The organism is Gordonibacter pamelaeae 7-10-1-b (genome assembly GCF_000210055.1).
Classification (GTDB): Bacteria; Actinomycetota; Coriobacteriia; order Coriobacteriales; family Eggerthellaceae; genus Gordonibacter; species Gordonibacter pamelaeae.
In genome coordinates, this window is sequence record NC_021021.1 from 2,495,540 (window position 1) to 2,509,281 (window position 13,742).

The 13,742-nt window shown below is 68.2% G+C and carries 14 protein-coding genes; 5 read left to right on the forward strand and 9 right to left on the reverse strand.

Annotation, left to right across the window (positions count from 1 at the left end):
* Nucleotides 1-234 precede the first annotated feature (234 nt).
* Both acpS and glmS read right to left on the reverse strand, forming a co-directional pair.
* A complete protein-coding gene (gene acpS / locus GPA_RS11625; RefSeq protein ID WP_083809100.1) occupies nt 235-795 on the reverse strand; it encodes a holo-ACP synthase in 561 nt (186 codons plus the stop codon).
* Nucleotides 796-876: 81 nt separating this feature from the next.
* On the reverse strand, nt 877-2,703 hold the full coding sequence (gene glmS, locus GPA_RS11630) for a glutamine--fructose-6-phosphate transaminase (isomerizing) (RefSeq protein WP_015539977.1): 1,827 nt from the start codon (nt 2,701-2,703) through the stop codon (nt 877-879).
* Nucleotides 2,704-3,037: 334 nt separating this feature from the next.
* Here glmS and GPA_RS11635 point away from each other — a divergent pair, with 334 nt between their 5' ends.
* The 5 genes from GPA_RS11635 to GPA_RS11655 all read left to right on the forward strand — a co-directional run bounded on the left by GPA_RS11635 (nt 3,038) and on the right by GPA_RS11655 (nt 6,884).
* The gene (locus tag GPA_RS11635; RefSeq protein ID WP_015539978.1) at nt 3,038-3,415 is read left to right on the forward strand and encodes a VOC family protein; all 378 of its coding nucleotides are present in this window, start codon (nt 3,038-3,040) and stop codon (nt 3,413-3,415) included.
* Between the two features lie 6 nt (nt 3,416-3,421).
* Nucleotides 3,422-4,336, forward strand: coding sequence for a LytTR family transcriptional regulator DNA-binding domain-containing protein (locus GPA_RS11640; protein ID WP_015539979.1), 915 nt, complete (start codon nt 3,422-3,424; stop codon nt 4,334-4,336).
* On the forward strand, nt 4,330-5,073 hold the full coding sequence (locus GPA_RS11645) for an ABC transporter permease (RefSeq protein WP_015539980.1): 744 nt from the start codon (nt 4,330-4,332) through the stop codon (nt 5,071-5,073). The genes GPA_RS11640 and GPA_RS11645 overlap by 7 nt, the downstream gene beginning before the upstream one ends.
* Before the next feature lie 233 nt (nt 5,074-5,306).
* Nucleotides 5,307-6,149: an ABC transporter ATP-binding protein gene (locus GPA_RS11650; protein ID WP_015539981.1), complete on the forward strand. Its 843-nt coding sequence runs from the start codon at nt 5,307-5,309 to the stop codon at nt 6,147-6,149.
* Nucleotides 6,150-6,884: an ABC transporter permease gene (locus GPA_RS11655; protein ID WP_015539982.1), complete on the forward strand. Its 735-nt coding sequence runs from the start codon at nt 6,150-6,152 to the stop codon at nt 6,882-6,884.
* Nucleotides 6,885-6,951: 67 nt separating this feature from the next.
* Here the strand turns inward: GPA_RS11655 and GPA_RS11660 are convergent, their stop codons facing one another.
* The 7 genes from GPA_RS11660 to GPA_RS11690 form a co-directional block, all read right to left on the reverse strand.
* On the reverse strand, nt 6,952-7,242 hold the full coding sequence (locus tag GPA_RS11660) for a ferredoxin family protein (protein WP_015539983.1): 291 nt from the start codon (nt 7,240-7,242) through the stop codon (nt 6,952-6,954).
* The gene (locus GPA_RS11665) at nt 7,239-8,525 is read right to left on the reverse strand and encodes an FAD-dependent oxidoreductase (protein WP_015539984.1); all 1,287 of its coding nucleotides are present in this window, start codon (nt 8,523-8,525) and stop codon (nt 7,239-7,241) included. The genes GPA_RS11660 and GPA_RS11665 overlap by 4 nt, the downstream gene beginning before the upstream one ends.
* A gap of 72 nt (nt 8,526-8,597) precedes the next feature.
* Nucleotides 8,598-10,130: a class I adenylate-forming enzyme family protein gene (locus tag GPA_RS11670; RefSeq protein ID WP_015539985.1), complete on the reverse strand. Its 1,533-nt coding sequence runs from the start codon at nt 10,128-10,130 to the stop codon at nt 8,598-8,600.
* Nucleotides 10,130-11,371 (reverse strand): CoA transferase, encoded by a 1,242-nt coding sequence (locus GPA_RS11675; protein ID WP_015539986.1) that lies wholly within the window; start codon nt 11,369-11,371, stop codon nt 10,130-10,132. Before GPA_RS11675 ends, GPA_RS11670 begins: the two co-directional genes overlap by 1 nt.
* 40 nt (nt 11,372-11,411) lie before the next feature.
* On the reverse strand, nt 11,412-12,779 hold the full coding sequence (locus GPA_RS11680; RefSeq protein WP_015539987.1) for a phytoene desaturase family protein: 1,368 nt from the start codon (nt 12,777-12,779) through the stop codon (nt 11,412-11,414).
* Between the two features lie 60 nt (nt 12,780-12,839).
* The gene (locus tag GPA_RS11685) at nt 12,840-13,298 is read right to left on the reverse strand and encodes a PaaI family thioesterase (RefSeq protein WP_015539988.1); all 459 of its coding nucleotides are present in this window, start codon (nt 13,296-13,298) and stop codon (nt 12,840-12,842) included.
* Nucleotides 13,299-13,377: 79 nt separating this feature from the next.
* Nucleotides 13,378-13,742 (reverse strand): FAD-binding protein (locus tag GPA_RS11690; RefSeq protein WP_197533097.1); only part of this gene is annotated, 365 nt, incomplete at its 5' end.

Consider the following 13,742-nt stretch of genomic DNA (forward strand, 5'->3'; position numbering starts at 1 on the left):
CCCTCGCCCTCCCCTCCGTTGCCTGCGCGCCTGCCTTGCGAACCGTTTCCTGGCGCCATACGCTCACCTCTTCGCCTCTCCGCCGCTCTCCCGTGCCTTGATCCAACATAAGGGGTTCGTCGCACAAGTTCAATGCATCCCCCTGGTAAAACGGGGAAGCGGGTGGCCCGGTGCACCGTTCGGCAGTCGCCCGCCCGTCCGCCGGGCCCCTGCCGGGGCTCCTGCGGCGACGTCCTACCGGACAGGCGTGCCAGGAGCCGCACCCGCTGCCGTGGCTGGCGGGGCGTCCAGCTCGTCGAGCATGCTGCGCGCCTCCTTGAATTGGCGCGAGAGCTCCTCCATGGGGTCGACGCGCTTCTCGGCGGCGCGCAGCGAGTCCTCAGTGATGGCCATGGCGCAGGCCACGGCGTCGGTGTGCGTGAACGACAGCGACAACGGGAGCTCCCGCACGCCCTGCTCGGCCGCGACCTCCTTCGCGCGGCCGGACAGCACCACGTAGGGCCGCCCCTTGGCGTTGCGGCGCACCTCGATGTCGCGCACGCCGATGCCGCGCGTGAAGCCGGTGCCGAGCGCCTTCACCACGGCCTCCTTCGCCGCGAAGCGCGTGGCGTAGTGCACCTCCGGGTTCGCCGCGGCGTCGCAGTAGGCGCGCTCCTCCTCCGAGAACACGCGCTCGCGGAAGCTCGGCGTGCGCTCGAGGATGCGCCTCACCCGCGCGATCTCCACGATGTCCACCCCCAGCCCCACCTGGCCCTCGGCCACGGGAAACGCCTCGTCCAACTCAGTATCGCCCACAGGTGATTCCTCTCTCTTCCCTCCTCGCCGCAGCCTGGCTTAGGCTCCCGGCTCCCAAAGCCGCCGCGCACCCGCAGGCCGTCACTCGACGGTAACCGATTTCGCCAGGTTGCGGGGCTGGTCAACGTCGCAGCCGCGGGCGACGGCGATGGCGCGCGCGAACAGCTGCAGCGGCACGCTGGCCGTGATGGCCGAGAGCGCGTCGCGCACCTTCGGGATGTAGATGACGTGGTCGGCATGCTGCCGTATGTCCTCGTCGCCCTCGGTCGCCACGGCCACCACCATGGCGCCGCGCGCCTTGCTCTCCTGAAGGTTCGACACCAGCTTGTCGTACACGGGGCTCTGCGTGGCGATGGCGATGACGGGGAAGCCCTCGTCCAGAAGCGCGATGGGTCCGTGCTTCATCTCGCCGGCCGGGTAGGCCTCGGCGTGCAGGTAGCTGATCTCCTTGAGCTTGAGCGCGCCCTCGCGGCTCACGGCCGCGCCCATGCCGCGGCCGATGAACAGCGCGCTGGCCGCGTCCTTGCAGGCGAGGGCCGCCTCGTCGATTGCGGCGGTATCGGACAGGATGTCCTCCACCTGCTCGGCCGTGTCCGCCAGCTCGCCGAACAGCAGGCGCACCTGGTTCGTGGTGAGCTTGCTGTTCGACTGCGCCAGCAGCAGGGCCAGCAGCGTGAGCGACACCACCTGGCCCAAGAACGACTTCGTGGACGCCACGGCGATCTCCTTGTTGGCCTTCGTGTAGATCACGCCGTCGCTCTCGCGCGCCACAGGGCTTCCCACCACGTTCGTGATGCCGAACACCTTCGCGCCCTTCACGCGTGCGTCGCGGATGGCGGCCAGCGTGTCGGCCGTCTCGCCCGACTGCGACACGGCCACCACCAGCGTGGACGGCGTGATGATGGGGTTGCGGTAGCGGAACTCGCTGGCCACCTCCACCTCGCAGGGGATGCGCGCCCAGCCCTCCACCAGGTTCTTGGCAATGAGGCCGGCATGGTACGACGTGCCGCACGCGATGACGTACACGCGGTCGATGAGGTTGAGCTCCTCGGCCGAGAGGTCCAGCTCGTCTATGGCCAAATGGCCGTCCACCAGGCGCCCGGCCAGCGTGTCGCGGATGACGCGGGGCTGCTCGTGGATCTCCTTCATCATGAAGTCGGGGTAGCCGCCCTTCTCGGCCACGTCGACGTCCCAATCAACGTGCGTGACCTTCGGGTCGTAGACCTCCTCCCCGGACGCGCCGAAGTAGCGGATGCCGGCCGGCGTGAGCTTCGCGGCCTCGCCGTCGCCCAGCACCACCACGTCGCGGGTGGCGTCGATGAGCGCGATCATGTCCGATGCAACGTAGGCGCCGTCCGCGCCCTGCCCCACCACCAGCGGGGAGTCCTTGCGCATGGCCACGATCGTGCCCGGCTCGGCATCGCAGGCCACGGCCAGCGCATAGGCGCCGATGAGCCGCGAGGCCGCCTCGCGCACGGCCTGCAGCAGGTCGCCCGCGTACGCCTCCTCCACCAGGTGCGCCACCACCTCGGTGTCGGTCTCGCTCGTGAGCTCGTGGCCCCGGGCGGCCAGCTCGTCGCGCAGTTCGGCGAAGTTCTCGATGATGCCGTTGTGGACGACGGCGATATGGCCGCCGCAGGATGTGTGCGGGTGCGCGTTGCGCTCGCTGGGGCGGCCGTGCGTGGCCCAGCGCGTGTGGCCGATGCCGCACGTGCCCGCTAAACCGAGGCTGCCCACCGTCTCGGCGAGCCCGCTCACCTTGCCCTTGCGGTGCACGACCGCGAGCCTCCCATCCTGCTCGACGGCAATGCCGGCCGAGTCGTAGCCGCGGTACTCGAGCCGCCGCAGGCCTTCGATGAGAATGTCCCGAGCGGGGCGTGTTCCGGTGTAGCCGACGATTCCGCACATAGGCGCGCTCCTTCCCTGCTGCCTTCGCCGCGTCGCGCGGCGCAGGCGAACCGGAGCGACCGGGAGGGGATGAATTCCGCCAAGATTTTACGGCAACGGCCCCGATCGTGCGTTCGCATATCGGACGAAGCCGCAAATCTGCTCAATAAACGCATCTTTGCCAAAGCGCTGGCGGCTGGAGCGGAATGCCTCGAGCACGGTGCAGGGCCGCTGCCGGCGCTCAACCGGCGAATCGCAGCGCCCCCCTTCTGGCGGTTCGGTCGAGCGGGCATCGCACAAGCGCGATCTCGGGTATACTTCCAGCGAACGCACGCAGAGGCAGGAAGGAACCGCCATGAAAGCCAAGATGATCCATCGCTGCATCCACGTCCTCGACTTGGACGCGTCGCTCGCCTTCTACGAGCGTGCGCTGGGCCTGACGGTGCAGCGGCGCATGGGACCCGAGGACGGGTCGTGGGAGAACGTGTTCGTCGGCAACGGCGAGACCGACTTCCAAGTGGAGCTCACCTGGAACCGCGGGCGCACCGAGCCCTACGTCAACGGCGGTCGCGACACGCACCTGGCCTTCGAGGTGGACGACATCGACGCCGCGCGCGCCTTGCACGAGGAGATGGGCTGCGTGTGCTTCGTGAACGAGCGCATGGGCATCTACTTCATCGAGGATCCCGACGGCTGCTGGCTCGAGATCCTCCCGGCCGATCGCGCGGAGTAGCGCCGCATGGCCGAATTCGCTTCCATCGACGAGCTGGTAGCCGACGATCGCAACGTGCACGTCGAGTGCAGCCGCGAGACGTCCGCCGCCCTGCTGGCGGCCGTGCGCGCGCGTTACCGCACGCAGCGCTGCGCGTTCGTCGTGGAGACCGACCGCGGCTTCGAGCGCGACTCCGTGGCCGCGCACCTGCGCTTCTACGGCAGCATCGCGCGCAGCTCGGTGCATCACGAAGACGCCATCGCGCATTTCAACCTGCGCGGCGTCGCGAAGCGCAAGATGGGAAGCCTCTCCCCCTCGGCGCTCGCGCTCGTGAACCTGGCGCGCGCGAGCCTCTTCGAGCCCGAGGCGTGCTTCCTCGAGCGCCCGTTGTCCGACCTCGATGCCGAAGGACGCGCCATCGCGCTCTCCTGGATCGCCGAGCACATGGAGCAGGGCTGCCGCTTCATCACCACGGTCGAGCCGCTGCGCGAGGCGCTGCTCATGCCCGGCGTGGCCTGCTGGCATGAAGAGGGCCGCTTCATCATGGTCGACCAGGACGACGACGGCGACGACGATCGGGAATCCGCCTACGAGGGCGACGAGGTGCGCGTGCTCAAGATCCCCGCGCGCACCGAGACCGCCACGCTGTTGTTCGACCCGCGCGACATCGACTTCGCCGAGAGCATGAACAAGGCCACGTATCTCGTCGTGCGCGGCGAGCGCTATCAGACGCCGCGCACGATGGACGAGCTGGAGGCCGAGCTGTCGCGCGCCGGGTTCTTCCGGTGCCACCGATCGTTCCTCGTGAACGTGCAGAAGGTGGCGAAGGTGGAGCACTACACGCGCAACAGCTTCAACCTCACGCTGAACGACGCCGCGCGCACGTCCATCCCGCTGGCGAAGGGGCGTGCCGAGGAGATGAGGGAGCGCTACCGATGGTGAACGAGAAGCAGGCCGCTTCCCGCCCGGGCATCTTCGGGACGCTCGTGCGGAAGTTCTTCATGGACGTGGCGAAAAGCCCCGGGCTTTTGGCATGCTGCCTCTTCCCCCCGCTGTTCCTCCTCGTGTTCCGCTTGGTGGTCATCGACCCCGTCGCCCACGAAGACGCCCCTCTGTTCCTGCTCGCGACCGGCATGTTGTTCTCCACCGCCATGGTGCCCGGCACGACGACCGTCTACCCGATGGCCGAGGCGCGCGAGAAGCGCACGCTGCGCACACTGGAGCTGGCCGGCGTCGGCCGCGCTCAGATGGTCGCCGCGCACGGCGTCGTCAGCACGCTGTGGACCGCGCTCATGGGAGCCGTCTGCTTCCTGGTGTCGGGCGCAGCCTTCGACTGCCTGCTCCCCTTCATGCTGATCACCGTGGCAGCCAGCATTCCCCTCACCGCGCTGTCGCTCGTGCTGGGTCTCGCCTCGCGCAACCAGATGGCGGCGAGCTTCTTCAGCCTGCCCATCATAATCACCGGCATCGCGCCCCTGTTCTTCACATACGCCGAAGCCACGTTCCAGGCGCTGCCCCTCCTGCCCACCGGCGGCGGGTTCGCGCTCGTCTACGCGCTGGCGGAAGGGACGCTGCTCGCCCCCGGCTCTATCCTGCCGGCGGTCGCCCAGCTTATATGGATCGTCGCGAGCCTCGTCGCGCTCGTCGTGGCCGCGCCGCGCATCCCCGGCGACGAGTAGGGTGTGACAAAGGGACGGGGATAATGTCACGCTCCCCGGCGCGATAGAGGCTCGCAAGGCTCCCGGGAGCGTGACATTATCCCCGTCCCCCTGTCACACCCTTCCCCTGCTCCCGTCGTCGCGCCTCATGCTCCTCTCGTCGTGCGGTGCGCTCTCGACGTCGCGTTTCCCTTGATCAGCGCATCGTCTCACGAGAAGATGCTCCCCGTCGGAAACGAAAGGAGCAACCACCCATGAATCCCCTGCTGTCCATGGACGACGTGTCCTTGAGCTTCAAGGCCAAGCGCGTGCTCTGCCACCTCTCCTTCGAGGTGGAGCGCGGCGAGTGCTTCGGCTTCCTGGGCCCGTCGGGCGCGGGCAAGACCACCACCATCAAGCTGCTCACACGCCAGCTGGTGAAGGACTCCGGCCGTATCATGCTGTTCGGGCGCGCCATCGAGCACGCCACGAACAGCGACTACGAGCGCATCGGCATCCTCTCGGACACGAGCGCCCTCTACGAGCGCATGACCATCGAGGAGAACCTGCGCTTCTACGCGAAGGTGCGCGGCGTGACGGGAAACAACATCCCCACGCTGCTCGAGCGCATGAACCTGGCCGACGACCGCAAGACCCTCGTCAAGAACTGCTCGAAGGGCATGCGCCAGCGCTCCGCGCTCATGGCGGCGCTCGTGCACGGCCCCGAGTTGCTGTTTTTGGACGAGCCCACGAGCGGCCTCGACCCCGCCGCGCGCGCCGAGGTGCACAAGATGCTGCACGAGCTCAACGACCACGGCACTACCGTGTTCCTCACCACGCACGACATGGCCGAGGCCGAGGACCTGTGCCACCGCGTGGGCATCTTGAACGAGGGCGCGCTCGTCGCCTGCGACGCGCCCGATGCGCTGCGCCTGCGGTTCGCGAGGAACGAGGTGCTCATGCGCCTGGCGAGCGGCCGCATCGTGCGCGCCACGAAGGACGCCGCCGGCGCGCCGGCCGTGGCGGAGGCGCTGGCCTCGGGCACGTGCCTCTCGATCCACTCGGTGGAGCCCGATCTGGAAGAAGTGTTCTTGGAGCTCACGGGAAGGGAGTTTTAGATGGAAGCCACGTTGCGCAAGACCGGGGCACTGCTCGGCAAGGACCTCAAGGACGTGGTGAAGAACCCCACCATGCTCGTATGCTGCCTTCTGCCCGTCGGGTTCATGCTCTTCTACAAGAACGCCGTGGGCGGAGGCATGGAAGGCGAGGCGGCCGAGGCGTTCTCCTCGATGCTCGTGTCGTGGTCGCTGCTGTTCACCGCCACCATGGTGGCCTCCATGGCCACGCTGAACGCCATCGCCGAGGAGAAGGAGAAGCACACACTGCGCACGCTCATGCTGGCGAACGTGAGCGCCGAGCAGATGCTGGCCTCGCGCGGGCTGGTCACGCTGCTGGCCATCGCCTTGGTGGATGCGGCCTGCTACCTGGTGATCGGGCAGCCGTTGGCCGGCCTGCCGGCGTTCCTCGCCATCGGCGTGGCCGGATCGGTGCCCATCGTGCTGCTGTCGCTTCTGCTGGGGCTGGTGGCGCGCGACCAGATGTCGGCCGGCGTGCTGAGCATGCCCATCCTCGTGGCGGGCATCGCCCCCATGTTCGCCCAGATGGTCGACGGCCTCTCGGACATCGCCCCCTACCTGCCCACCGGCGGCATGAACGAGCTGGGGATGCTTCTGGCACAGGGCGAGCTGTTCTCGTCCGACGCCATCGCGCCCGTTGCCACCACGCTCGCCTGGGTGGCCGTGGCCGCCGTGGCCTTCGCCCTGCTCTACCGGCGCCTGGCGCGCGACAACTAGGAGGCTGCGCCCGCCGCACTTACCGCTGCGGGCGCCCCCCGACGTCGCGGAGAGCCCGCGCTCCCCATCACCCGTAACGGTACGACACGCCCATGCCCCCTTGGGGGAACTCCCACTTCTCGAGGAGGGCGTCGCCGCAGAGCAGGCGGCAGGTGCCGCACTCCAGGCAGCCCGCGCAGTCGAAGCTCGGGCTGCCCTCCTCGTCGCGCCGGTAGAGCCCCGCCGGGCAGCACAGCACCAGCTTGTCGAACGCGGCCGGATCGGGCTCTTCGCGCAATACGATGTGCGGGTTCCCCTCGTCCACCTCGAACTTGTCAACAGCAAGCTTCTCGTCCACGTTGACAGCAGCCTCCCTCATAGCACCTTCATCCCCTTCCGCGCATCCTTGAGCAGGTTGAGCACGCCCATGCCCTTCACCGGCCCCATGACCGTGCCCTTGAGCGGCCGCACCGGCGAGCCGTCCACCGTGAACAGGCCGCGCATGATGTCCGCAGCCATCTGCGGGTAGCCGTCGAAGATGCGCGGGGTGCCCTCCATGAACGCCGGGAAGCCGCGATAGGCCGCCAGGTCCTTCAGCACGAAGCTGTCCTCCAGCTTGGCACGGTACGTCGCGAGCCTCGCAGCCGAGACGTCGCCCGCATCCAGCGCCTCGAGGGCCGCCTCCGCCGCCATCCTGCCCGCCGCAATAGCGTAGTCCATGCCGCGCACCTGGTACCCCAGGTTGATGCAGAGCATGGCGGCATCGCCCGTGAGCAGGCAGCCGTCGCAGCACATCTGCGGCACCATGTCGAAGCCGCCCTCGGGGATGAGATGCCCCGAGTACTCCACCGTGCGCCCGCCGGCCAGCACCGGCGCCACGGCCGGATGGTTCTTGAAGTCCTCGAGCATCTGGTACACCGGGGTCGACGACGTGCAGAGGTCGGACAGCGTGGCTACCACCCCGATGGACACGGACGAGCGGTTCGTGTACAGGAAGCCGCCGCCCACGTGCCCATGCGTCGCAGCTCCCGCGAACAGCCAGGCCGCGCCCTCCCCGGGGTTCGCCTGGAAGCGGTCGGTCACGGTCTGCTCGGGAAGCTCCACAACCTCCTTGGCACTCACGGCCAGCTGGTGCGGCGCCGGGCGCTTGGCGAGCTTCGCCTTCTCGGACAGCAGCGAGTTCACGCCGTCGGCCAGGATGGTCACGTCGGCCGTTATCTCGTCCTCGCCCGCACGCACGCCCACGATGCGCCCACCGTTCCACACAAGATCCTCCACGGCTATCCCGTAGATGCACTCCGCGCCGGCGTCTTCGGCCTTCGAAGCGAGCCAGCGGTCGAACGGCCCGCGCAGCACCGAGTACGAGGCCGCCTCGTCCTCTCCCAGGCGCGGCGAGGCGAACTCCACCGTCGTGCTCTCGTCTTCGGTGATGAGGGACACCCGCTCCCGCACGATCTTGCGCTCGAGCGGCGCCTCGCTCTCGAAGCCGGGAAACACCGCCCGGAGCGCATGGGCGTACAAGCGCCCTCCGGTCATGTTCTTCGCCCCGGCATCGGAGCCCCGCTCTATCATGAGCACGCTCTTGCCCTCGCGGGCCAGCACGTAGGCCGCAACGGAGCCGGCGCAACCGGCTCCCACGACCACGGCATCGAAATCCGCCATGCCTGCATCCTCTCCTCTCGTCGTTGCCTTCGCATCGCGCACCGCGGACGCGCCGCACGCGTGCGCGCTGCGCTACAGCAGTCCCTTGAGCTCCTCCAGCTGTTCGCGCGACACCTTGCCCGATGCGCTGCGCCCGAGATCGTCCACGAAGCGCACGGCGTGCGGCTTCTTGTAGCCGCCCAGCTCGCGCGCGCAGTGCGCCACGATATCGGCCTCCGAGATGCGCGACCCTTCGGCACGCACCACGAAGGCTGCCAGCGACTCGCCCCACCGCTTGTCGGGCACCCCCGCGACCACGGCATCGACCACTCCGGCAAGCGCCTTGATGCACCGGCTCACCTCGAGGGGGTACACGTTCTCGCCCCCCGATATGACCAGGTTGTTCTTACGGTCCACCAACGTGAGGAAGCCCTCTGCGTCCAGAAAGCCGATATCGCCCGTGCGATACCACCCGTCCTGCACCGCCTCGGCCGTGCGCGCGGGGTCGCGGTAGTACCCGAGCATCAGCGTGTCGGTTCGCACGAGCACCTCGCCGGGAACCCCCGCGGCACAGGCGCGCCCCTCGTCGTCGACGATCCGTATCTCCATGCCCGGCACCGCCTTTCCCACCGTTGGCAGAAGCCGCGGATGCTCGTGGTGCTCGGGAAGCAGCATGGTTATGGCAGCCGTCGTTTCCGTCATGCCGTAGCCTTGGAGAAAACCGCAGGGCAGAAGGCGGCGGCAGTGCTCCAGAAGCTCCGGCTCCACCGGCTCGCCCCCGTAGATGACGAGCTCGAGCGTGTCCAGCTCGATGCCCTCCCGCGCCACGTAGTCGGCGAGCCCGCGCATGAGGCACGGCACGAGCGCCGTGCGCGTGGCGCCCGTGCGCACGATGTCCGCGGCGATGTCGGCCGGCTTGTGCGAATCGGCTATCACGAGGCGCGCGCCCAGCGCCAGCGTGGCGAGCGTCGAGACGAACGTGACGTGGAACAACGGCAGCTCGCACAGCAGGATGTCGTCGTGCGAGAAGCGCATGCCCTCGATATCGATGGCGGTGCGCCTTAGAAGCGCGCCATGCGAAAGCAGCACGCCGCGCGGCAGCCCCGTCGTGCCGCTCGTGTACAGCAGCATGGCGGGGTCGCCGTCGTCCACGTCGCCTGTGCTCGGCACCGGATCGGCAGAAGCGAGCAGCTCCTCGTAGCGCGGCACGCCGCCGCACTCCGCGCCCGCGCCGCCGTCCACGTCCACGATCATGAGCGTTCGGCCGATCCCAACCAGCGCCTCGGCCAAAGCCGGGCGCAGGGCGGCCGAGACGAACGCCACGCGCGCTTCGGACCGGGCAAGCAGCTGGGCGATGACCCGTGGAGAGAGCCTCACGTTGTAGCGCTCGCACACCGCCCCCAAACGGGCGCAGGCGAACAGCACCTCCACCGTCACGTTCGAGTTGGCCGAGACGACGGCGGCGAAGCCCCCTTTGCCCACCCCGAGCCCCGCAAGGGCGCCGGCAAGCGCATCGACGCGCCGGTGCATCTCCCGGTACGTGAACTCCCGGTCACGGAAGCACAGGGCTGTCTGATCGGGATAGGCCCGCGCCGATTCGTCCAGCAGCGAGACGAGCGACGCCATCACAGCCCGCCCACGTAATCGGTCTTGCGCAGGATGCCCTTCTCGTAGAACGCCGCAATCTCCCCCTGGTCGAAGCCGATTTCCGCCAGCACGTCATCGTTGTCCATGCCCTGCGAGGGGCAGCCGCGCCAGATCTGCGACGGGTTGTTCTTGAAGCGCGGCACCGACGCCACGCCCTTCACCGTGCGGCCGTCCACCGTGTCCCACTCGGTCCACGTGCCGCGGGCCAGGTAATGGGGGTGGTTCTCCATCATCTCGTAGTTCATGACCACGGAGCACGGTATGCCGATGCCGGCCATGGCCTCGGCGAACTCGGCGGCCGTGTGCTCGGAGCAGTACCTCTCGATGGCGCCATCGAACACGGGCGCGCCCGGCGATTCGATGCCCACCGACGGTATGCCCTCGGGGAAGAGCTCGCTGCCGTACTCGAGCCCGAAGAACTCGACGGCCTTCTTAGTGGTGGACTGGCCGGCCGTGAACAGGTACACGCCCTCGCCGTCGGCGCACTCGTAGTAGCCCGCGCCCGCGGAGATGTTGTCGCGCGGGGCTCCGGCGCCGCGCTCCTCCTGCACCTGCTTGTCGAACCACTTGCAGAACAGCCCCGCCTGGCACCGCACGGCCGCCTCGTACTGGGCCAGATCGAAGCTCTCGCCCCTGCCCGTGCGCAACGCCCCCACGTAGGCCGCGAGCGCCGAGCCGTAGGCGAACAGGCCCGCGTAGTAGTCGGTCACGAACTTCTGGATCATGTAGGGCGTCCCGTCCTTGTACCCGTTCAGGTACATGAGGCCCGAGAACGCGTTCACGGTGAAGTCGTAGCCGGGAAGGCTCACGTAGGCGGGGTCGCCCGTGAGGCCGTAGCCCGACATATGGCCGATGACCAGCTTCGGGTTATGCTCCCACAGAAGCTCGTCGGTATAGCCCCACTTCTCCCACTGCCCGCCGCGCGAAGCCTCGATGAAGATGTCGGCGGTCTCGACGAGCTTCAGGAACACGTCATGACCCTCCGGCGAGACGACGTCGAGCATGAGGTTGCGCATGTTCCGGCGCTCGTTCTGCACGCCCCAGCCGTCCTGTGTCCAACGGTAGGGGTCGATGCCGCGGGGCGGCTCGAGCCAGATGACGTCGGCGCCGTTCTCGGCGAACAGCTCCCCGGCGAAGGGGCCGGCCGTCGAGACGGCCGACACCACCACCTTCACGCCCTGCAGGTTCCCGAACTCCGGTATGTCGGCATGCTTTGCCATGGAACCATCTCCTTTGCGAATCCTGGACGGACGATTTCCCTTACGCCACGTAGGTGTCGAAGAACTCGATGGCGCTGTTCACGGCAAGTTCCGTGCCCACGCCCGAGCCCCCCGCCTCGGCACCCACGATGTAGAGCCCTTCGAGGGGCGTCTTGATGGGAGGCCTGTCGACGCCGGCCTGCCCTGCCTGCTGGGCGATGCCGATGCCCGCGCCTTCCTCGCCCATGATGCGCGCGGCGTCGGAGGGGTACACCCGCTCCACGAACAGCGCGTGCTCCTGCAATCCCGGGAAGTGGCTCTCGGCCACCTTGATGAGCGCGTCTAAAATAGCTGGGCAGTACTCGTCCTTGATGCCGGCGGGGACGGCCGTGGTCATCATCACGAGCTGCTTGCCCGCGGGCGCCACCGACGGGTCGAAGCTCGAGGGCACCACGATGAACGAGTTCAGCTCCTCGGGGATCTCGCCCCGCATGAGCTTGTCGTTGTACTCCCTCACGGGCACCGACGAGAAGCCCGAGAGCATCTTGATCTCGGGGCTGATGACCGTGTCGAGCGCGAAGCGCGCGATGATCGACACGAACGATATCTCCAGGCCGTCCACGTAGCGCACGTACTCGGCGTCGAAGGCGCCCTCGCCCACGAGGTCGCGCACCGTCTCCTTGATGCCAGCATTCGACACCACGAGGTCGCTGCGGAGCTCCTCGCCGCCCGCCACCACGCCCACGGCCCGGCCGTCCTCCACCAGCACCTTGTCCACCGGCACGCCGAAGCGCACGTCCACGCCATAGCGCCCGAGTCCCGCCAGATACGCTTCCATGATGGACACGCACCCGCCTGTCGGGTATCCCGAAGAGCGCGCCTCGGCCTCCCACTTGAGGCAGCGGGCGAACTCGCCGGCCGACAGACGGTACTCGGGGATACAGCAGTAGATGAAGCCCACCTGGCTCACGCAGGCATGCACGAACGGGTCGGTGGTATAGGTGCTCAGGAACTCCTCGAGCGTCTGGCCGTCGAACGCGTGCGTTTCCTCGTCGCTCATGCCCTTCACGTCCGTGACCATCTTGACGACGGCCTCGAAGTCGGCGTCGGGCACGCGCCCCTTGAGGTCGTGCGGGAACTTGAAGCTCTCCCCGCCCGTGGTCTGGATGGGACGTACCTTGGTGAACTCGATGCCGTGCTCAACACCGCAGCGCTCCAGAAGCTGGACGAGCGGGCCCTTCTCGCCGCGCGAGATCAGGTGGACGCCGAAATCCACCGTGAAGCCATCGCGCTTCGACGAGCCTATGCGCCCGCCCGGCTGGTTGCGCTTCTCCAAGAGCACAACGCTCCTGCCGCTCTCGGCGAGCAGCAGCGCGGCCGCAAGGCCGCCGATGCCCGCCCCTATCACGATCGCATCATAGCGTTTCATACTCGTGTCTCCTCCTTGCTCGGCGCGCCCGCGGGCGCGCATGGCCCATGCGGACGCAGGTTATTTCTTAGCGGGAAGCGCGTAGTAGTTGAAGTCCATCTGCGCAACCTGCTCGCCGTCCACGTCGAACACCGGTATCTCCAGGAAGTAGTCGCCGCGGCCGCGCTCTCGCACGGGGGCGATCTTCCGCTCGGCCTCCTCCTCGGTGAGCGACAGGTCCACCACGAGGTCCTTCGTGCCGGGCTTCAGGAACTTGAGCTCCACCCCCTTCAAGATAGGCACGAACTCGTCGGTGCCGTAGGTGGCCATGAACAGCGTGCCGCCTGCTATCTCGGCCAGCACGAACTCGCTGCCGGCGTAGGCGATGCCCACGTGGTTCAAGTGGCGTTCGGCCACGGGGAGGCGCAGCCTCACGTGGCGCTCCTCCACGGCCTCCGCCTGCAGCTGGGCCATGTTGACGAAGGGGGTGGGCCCGTCGCTCACGTTCTTGGCCAAACCCGCGAAAAACTCCTGGTCCATGGTTTGCTCCTCCTTGCAATCGGTTGGAATGGCCGGGCGGCTCGCTGCCGCCCGGCACGGTTTGCCGCGGCGCGGCGCCCTACGCCCCGAGTGCGGCCGAGAGCTTGGGCAGCACCTCGTACAGGTCGGCCACGATACCGTAGTCGCACTGCTTGAACACCGGGGCGTTCTTGTCCTTGTTGACGGCCACGATGGTCTTGGCGCTGTTGGCGCCCACCATATGCTGGATCTGGCCCGACAGGCCCACGGCCACGAACAGGTCGGGCTTGAGCAGGGCGCCCGACACGCCGATGTAGCGTTCGCGCGCCATCCAGCCCGACCCCTCGGCCACGGGGCGCGTGCAGCCCACCTCGGCCTCGAGCGCAGCGGCCAGCTCGTCCACGAGCGCAAGGTCCTCCTGCGCAGCCACGCCGCGCCCCACGCTCACCACGCGCCGGGCGGCCG

Excerpts from the sequence above, each read along its gene's own strand:
- glmS (WP_015539977.1), bottom strand. The coding sequence starts at position 2,703 with ATGTGCGGAATCGTCGGCTACACCGGAACACGCCCCGCTCGGGACATT.
- GPA_RS11635 (WP_015539978.1), top strand. The coding sequence starts at position 3,038 with ATGAAAGCCAAGATGATCCATCGCTGCATCCACGTCCTCGACTTGGAC.
- GPA_RS11640 (WP_015539979.1), top strand. The coding sequence starts at position 3,422 with ATGGCCGAATTCGCTTCCATCGACGAGCTGGTAGCCGACGATCGCAAC.
- GPA_RS11645 (WP_015539980.1), top strand. The coding sequence starts at position 4,330 with ATGGTGAACGAGAAGCAGGCCGCTTCCCGCCCGGGCATCTTCGGGACG.
- GPA_RS11650 (WP_015539981.1), top strand. The coding sequence starts at position 5,307 with ATGAATCCCCTGCTGTCCATGGACGACGTGTCCTTGAGCTTCAAGGCC.
- GPA_RS11655 (WP_015539982.1), top strand. The coding sequence starts at position 6,150 with ATGGAAGCCACGTTGCGCAAGACCGGGGCACTGCTCGGCAAGGACCTC.
- GPA_RS11660 (WP_015539983.1), bottom strand. The coding sequence starts at position 7,242 with ATGAGGGAGGCTGCTGTCAACGTGGACGAGAAGCTTGCTGTTGACAAG.
- GPA_RS11665 (WP_015539984.1), bottom strand. The coding sequence starts at position 8,525 with ATGGCGGATTTCGATGCCGTGGTCGTGGGAGCCGGTTGCGCCGGCTCC.
- GPA_RS11670 (WP_015539985.1), bottom strand. The coding sequence starts at position 10,130 with ATGGCGTCGCTCGTCTCGCTGCTGGACGAATCGGCGCGGGCCTATCCC.
- GPA_RS11675 (WP_015539986.1), bottom strand. The coding sequence starts at position 11,371 with ATGGCAAAGCATGCCGACATACCGGAGTTCGGGAACCTGCAGGGCGTG.
- GPA_RS11680 (WP_015539987.1), bottom strand. The coding sequence starts at position 12,779 with ATGAAACGCTATGATGCGATCGTGATAGGGGCGGGCATCGGCGGCCTT.
- GPA_RS11685 (WP_015539988.1), bottom strand. The coding sequence starts at position 13,298 with ATGGACCAGGAGTTTTTCGCGGGTTTGGCCAAGAACGTGAGCGACGGG.